Here is a 1,534-nt window from a genome sequence, read left to right on the forward strand (position 1 = left end):
GATTTAAATTTTTTACAATGGAGAGTTTGATCCTGGCTCAGGATAAACGCTAGCGGCAGGCCTAACACATGCAAGTCGAGGGGCAGCGGAAGAAGTAGCTGCTACTTCTGCCGGCGACCGGCGCACGGGTGCGTAACGCGTATGCAACCTACCTTTAACAGGGGGATAATCCGAAGAAATTTGGTCTAATACCCCATAATATTTCAGAAGGCATCTTTTGAGGTTGAAAACTCCGGTGGTTAAAGATGGGCATGCGTTGTATTAGCTAGATGGTGAGGTAACGGCTCACCATTGCGATGATACATAGGGGGACTGAGAGGTTTTCCCCCCACACTGGTACTGAGACACGGACCAGACTCCTACGGGAGGCAGCAGTGAGGAATATTGGTCAATGGACGCAAGTCTGAACCAGCCATGCCGCGTGCAGGATGAAGGTGCTATGCATTGTAAACTGCTTTTGTACGAGGGTAAATTCAGATACGTGTATCTGTTTGAAAGTATCGTACGAATAAGGATCGGCTAACTCCGTGCCAGCAGCCGCGGTAATACGGAGGATCCGAGCGTTATCCGGATTTATTGGGTTTAAAGGGTGCGTAGGCGGTTTGATAAGTTAGAGGTGAAAGCTCGATGCTCAACATCGAAATTGCCTCTGATACTGTCAGACTAGAGTGTAGTTGCGGAAGGCGGAATGTGTGGTGTAGCGGTGAAATGCTTAGATATCACACAGAACACCGATTGCGAAGGCAGCTTTCCAAGCTATTACTGACGCTGAGGCACGAAAGCGTGGGTAGCGAACAGGATTAGATACCCTGGTAGTCCACGCCGTAAACGATGATAACTCGTTGCCGGCGATATAGTGTCGGTGACTAAGCGAAAGCGATAAGTTATCCACCTGGGGAGTACGTTCGCAAGAATGAAACTCAAAGGAATTGACGGGGGCCCGCACAAGCGGAGGAACATGTGGTTTAATTCGATGATACGCGAGGAACCTTACCCGGGCTTGAAAGTTAGCGACGGATCCTGAAAGGGGTCTTCTCTTCGGAGCGCGAAACTAGGTGCTGCATGGTTGTCGTCAGCTCGTGCCGTGAGGTGTCGGGTTAAGTCCCATAACGAGCGCAACCCCTACTGTTAGTTGCCAGCATGTCAAGATGGGCACTCTAGCAGGACTGCCGGTGTAAGCCGAGAGGAAGGTGGGGATGACGTCAAATCAGCACGGCCCTTACGTCCGGGGCGACACACGTGTTACAATGGTCGGTACAGAGGGTAGCTACCTGGTGACAGGATGCCAATCTCGAAAGCCGATCTCAGTTCGGATTGGAGGCTGAAACTCGCCTCCATGAAGTTGGATTCGCTAGTAATCGCGCATCAGCCATGGCGCGGTGAATACGTTCCCGGGCCTTGTACACACCGCCCGTCAAGCCATGGGAGTTGGGGGTGCCTGAAGTACGTGACCGCAAGGAGCGTCCTAGGGCAAAACCGATGACTGGGGCTAAGTCGTAACAAGGTAGCCGTACCGGAAGGTGCGGCTGGAACA

Annotated in this window: 1 rRNA gene; it reads left to right on the forward strand. The window is 52.0% G+C overall.

From position 1 onward, the window contains the following. The first annotated feature begins 14 nt into the window (after positions 1-14). Positions 15-1,534: ribosomal RNA gene (locus DW082_RS13940) — 16S ribosomal RNA — on the forward strand.

It is taken from the genome of Alistipes sp. AF48-12, from assembly GCF_003477565.1.
Taxonomy (GTDB): domain Bacteria; phylum Bacteroidota; class Bacteroidia; order Bacteroidales; family Rikenellaceae; genus Alistipes_A; species Alistipes_A hominis.